Source organism: Candidatus Chordibacter forsetii, from assembly GCF_964187505.1.
Taxonomy (GTDB): domain Bacteria; phylum Verrucomicrobiota; class Verrucomicrobiia; order Opitutales; family Seribacteraceae; genus Chordibacter; species Chordibacter forsetii.
This window is the reverse complement of sequence record NZ_CAXLML010000111.1, coordinates 10,001-13,851: the sequence shown is the minus strand read 5'-3', so window position 1 is coordinate 13,851 and position 3,851 is coordinate 10,001. Positions and strand designations below refer to the sequence as shown.

Below are 3,851 nucleotides of genomic sequence, written 5' to 3'. Positions count from 1 at the left end.
ACCACTTTAACCTCGCCCAGGAACTCGAACTTAATCTTTACGCCTGCGGACATTATGCAACCGAAAGGTTTGGAGTGGACGGACTTGCCCGCGAAGTTTCACAGGAATTTGATATTCCCTACGAATTTGTTGAGACTGCCTGTCCTCTCTGAACTTTGTATACGGCGTTGCGAATATTTTCCTTTTGCGATTAGATGGATGAATTATGAAAAAAATCGGCCTGCTTAACGGACCTAATCTTGACCGTTTGGGAAAAAGGGAACCAGATATCTATGGGTCCCAAACTCTCGATGAAATTGTTCAAAATACTGTTTCCCTTGGTTCCACTCTGGGATGCGAAGTTGTAAACTTTCAGTCCAACCACGAAGGTGCGATGATTGACAAAATTCACGAATGGGCAGATTCTGGAATTTCTGGATTGATCCTGAATCCAGGAGGTTTCACTCATACGAGCGTGGCTTTACGCGATGCCGTAGTAGCATCTGGATTACCTACCATTGAAGTTCATATATCAAACATCCATGCACGGGAGGACTTTAGGCACAAATCCTTAATTTCCGGGATTGCACAGGGAGTAATTGCAGGGATTGGTCCCAATGGCTACACTCTCGCTCTCAGGCATTTATCCTCAAATAACTAAGCGACATCGTCTCCAAGGAAGAAATCATTTCCTTTGTCATCGGTGATGATAAATGCAGGGAAATTCTCCACTTCGATCTTACGGATAGCTTCCATGCCAAGATCATCGTATTCAATCACATCTACTTTCTTTATGCATTTTTGGGCAAGTCTGGCGGCAGAACCTCCGATGCTCCCCAAATAAAAGCCTCCATGTTTTTTGCATGCCTGTACCACCATCTTGGAACGGTTTCCTTTGGCCAACATAACCATCGAACCTCCTGCCTCTTGGAATTTATTTACAAATACATCCATTCTTCCGGCAGTAGTTGGTCCAAAAGATCCAGATGCATACCCCTGTGGAGTCTTAGCCGGACCAGCATAGTAAACCGGATATTGCTTAAAATATTCTGGCAACCCGTCCCCAGCGTTTAAACGATCGCGCAATCGGCTGTGGGCCAAGTCTCGAGCGACAATCAAGGGACCGTTCAATGACAAGCGTGTACGAACCGGGTAATTGGATAATACCTGAAGAACTTTTTCCATTCCCATGTTCAAATCGATCTCAACGGCCTTGTCGCCGGATTGGTTTTCCTCCTCATAATCAGGAAGAAATCGACTCGGGTTGCTCTCAAGTTGTTCAAGAAATACTCCTTCGGAAGTAATTTTGCCTAAAGCCTGACGATCTGCAGAACAGCTTACCCCTATACCTATAGGCAAACTCGCTCCGTGCCGGGGAAGACGGATAACCCGAACATCGAGGCAAAAATACTTCCCACCAAATTGGGCTCCGATTCCACGCTTCTGAGTCATTTCTAAAATTTTATTCTCCATTTCCGGACAACGTATGGCATGACCACGATGATCACCGGCAATGGGCAAATCATCGAGAAACCGGGCACTGGCAAGCTTGACAGTTTTTAGGTTTGCTTCCGCGGAAGTGCCCCCAATTACAACGGCTAAATGATAAGGCGGGCAAGCCGCTGTCCCCAGTGCGGCTATTCGCTCGTCTAAGTATTCGAGCAATAATTCTTCCTTAAGTAAAGATGGTGTACCCTGGTGTAAAAAGGTCTTGTTTGCCGACCCACCTCCCTTGGCCATAAATAAAAAATGATATTCAGTTCCATCCGTGTGCAAAATATCAACTTGGGCAGGCAGGTTGGAGCGAGTGTTTTTCTCTTCGAACATACCAATTGGAGCAAGTTGAGAGAATCGCAGGTTGTCAGAGGCATAGGTTTTTTCTATTCCGTTAGAAAGCACAGACTCGTCACCACCCTGCGTCCATACACATCTACCCTTTTTGGCCAGAATGATTGCCGTGCCTGTATCTTGGCACATCGGCAAAATTCCTTCTGCCGCGATTTGTGAATTCCTTAATAAATCCAAAGCAACAAAACGATCGTTAGGGGAAGCCTCCGAGTCGTCTAAAATTTTACGCAACTGTTCGAGGTGTCCGGATCGCAAAAAATGTGAAATATCATGAAATGCCTCTTGAGCCAATCGTTCCAATGCCTCGGGTTTAATCTTTAAAATTATTTCATCGCAAAATGTTGCCTGCTCCAGACAACTGTCCAATCCATCAATCTTTCGCCAATCTACGTTTTGGTAAGGGTCACAAGGAAACATTGTTGCTTTATCAATCGATGCCATGCCTAATCGCCTATCCCATCAGGAGTGATAAGTCGAGAAAACCTATTTATTCAATACGGATTTATTCTGAACAACAAGAGAAATTAACGAACTGTATCGCTCGTTGGGTTTTCAGATTGTTGACCAGGCACAGTTCCATCCACTTCAGCTATTTGTGATTCTTCATCCCTCATGACGACTGAACGCTTCTCTACTTTAATAGGTATAGACAGAACCTTTTCATCTCGTTTAACCTGAAATATGACCACAGTAGTGGGCTTGGCAAAAAAAGCGGCGTGTGCAAGGTCTCCACGATCTCGGACAACAACACTTCCAATCTTTTGTATATGGTCACCCTTCTTTAAGGAAGACTTTGATGCGGGAGAACCATGCACTGTTCCTTCGACGATAATATCGAAGGAATTTTGATTATTAAGTTTTCGAGATACCGTAACTCCAAACCACCCATACTCAACCTTACCAGAAAGAAGTAGTCCGTCACGAATACGCAAGCAAGCATTGGCGGGTAATATAAAAGATGATCTCAAATCTGATAAAGCCGCATGCGCAATTCCAACAAATCGACCATGGAGGTCAAAGATTGGAGCCCCAATTTCACCTGGTCCCAGGGTAACACTTGCACGGATCATTTTGGTGGGGAATAAGCTAGCACCAAAAGAGATTTCTTCGCTTTGATAAAGCCCAAAGGTAGGACCAACTTTGAATTCCAAAGCACATGATAAGCCGACTAAGATTGATCCTGGGGTCAAGTCTTCTGAATGATCACTTACCGAGAGAAAGGGGAATTCCTTCTTGGCATCAACCACTTTAAGCATAGACAAATTGCAGAGATGATCATGGCCTATTAACTGAGCGAGATAGAAAGATTGTTGGTATTCTATCCAAATTTGGTCAGCATTTCTAAGTAATCCAGAAGTCAATATATGACCATCCTTACTAACAAAGAAACCGCTTCCCATCTTGAGTACACGGCTAACTTTTTCATCCACTTTGTCTTTGCGTGTAGCCTTTACACGAACAATACATTCACTAGAATTCTCATAAATATCACGCACCCTTTCCTGAAGGGATAGAGATGGATGAGAAGTACTGGTATCCGCTTGTAGGAAAAATACTAAAGCGAAAAAACTGAAGCTTGTAACCGCAAGCCTAACCATTCATCTAAAAGGTATACTGAGCAAGAGTGCTAAGTTGGGGAGAAAGGCTAAGTGTGTGATGATTAAAATTGGTATTACTATCAGAAAGTTTTACCCTGGTGTTAGCAAATGATTCATATGAATCCATGCTTGCTAACTGGATGGCACCCTCGCGTTGAAAGGTGTTCCCATCTTGCATTAAGTTAGCAAGTTGGCTTAGAGAATCTGCTCCACCAGATACCTGCTGGTTCGTCGATACAATTGATGTATCGATTGAAAGCTCCGATTCTGACTTAATCATATTCCAACCTGTATAGGATAATAAGAAGACAGGTAAGCAAATGTATAAACCAACCCTGCGAACCCGGGCAGATTTACTACGTGCTCCAAAAGAAGCGATCGCACGACCCTTTACACGGTCCTGGAAACCATTCCAAAATTCTTCAT

Annotated in this window: 5 protein-coding genes (1 of these 5 cut by a window edge); 2 read left to right on the top strand and 3 right to left on the bottom strand. The window is 43.8% G+C overall.

The window, feature by feature from the left end:
* Together ACKPQ4_RS05180 and aroQ are read left to right on the top strand one after the other, a co-directional pair.
* Window positions 1–152 (top strand): Nif3-like dinuclear metal center hexameric protein (locus ACKPQ4_RS05180; RefSeq protein WP_407680139.1); only part of this gene is annotated, 152 nt, incomplete at its 5' end.
* A 53-nt stretch (window positions 153–205) separates the two neighbouring features.
* Window positions 206–640: a type II 3-dehydroquinate dehydratase gene (gene aroQ, locus ACKPQ4_RS05175; RefSeq protein ID WP_407680137.1), complete on the top strand. Its 435-nt coding sequence runs from the start codon at window positions 206–208 to the stop codon at window positions 638–640.
* Here aroQ and ACKPQ4_RS05170 read toward each other — a convergent pair.
* The 3 genes from ACKPQ4_RS05170 to ACKPQ4_RS05160 all read right to left on the bottom strand — a co-directional run.
* Complete coding sequence (locus ACKPQ4_RS05170) at window positions 637–2,268, bottom strand: FumA C-terminus/TtdB family hydratase beta subunit (RefSeq protein ID WP_407680136.1); 1,632 nt, start codon at window positions 2,266–2,268, stop codon at window positions 637–639. The genes aroQ and ACKPQ4_RS05170 overlap by 4 nt on opposite strands.
* A gap of 83 nt (window positions 2,269–2,351) precedes the next feature.
* Window positions 2,352–3,323 (bottom strand): S1C family serine protease, encoded by a 972-nt coding sequence (locus ACKPQ4_RS05165; RefSeq protein WP_407680135.1) that lies wholly within the window; start codon window positions 3,321–3,323, stop codon window positions 2,352–2,354.
* A gap of 106 nt (window positions 3,324–3,429) precedes the next feature.
* Window positions 3,430–3,851, bottom strand: partial view of a hypothetical protein gene (locus ACKPQ4_RS05160; RefSeq protein ID WP_407680134.1) — the 3' portion only. 58 nt of this gene lie beyond the right edge of the window; only the last 422 of its 480 coding nucleotides appear in the window; its start codon lies off the right edge, out of view; its stop codon occupies window positions 3,430–3,432.

Bases quoted from the DNA above. Each gene is read 5' to 3' on its own strand.
- aroQ (WP_407680137.1), top strand. From the start codon at position 206: ATGAAAAAAATCGGCCTGCTTAACGGACCTAATCTTGACCGTTTGGGA.
- ACKPQ4_RS05170 (WP_407680136.1), bottom strand. From the start codon at position 2,268: ATGGCATCGATTGATAAAGCAACAATGTTTCCTTGTGACCCTTACCAA.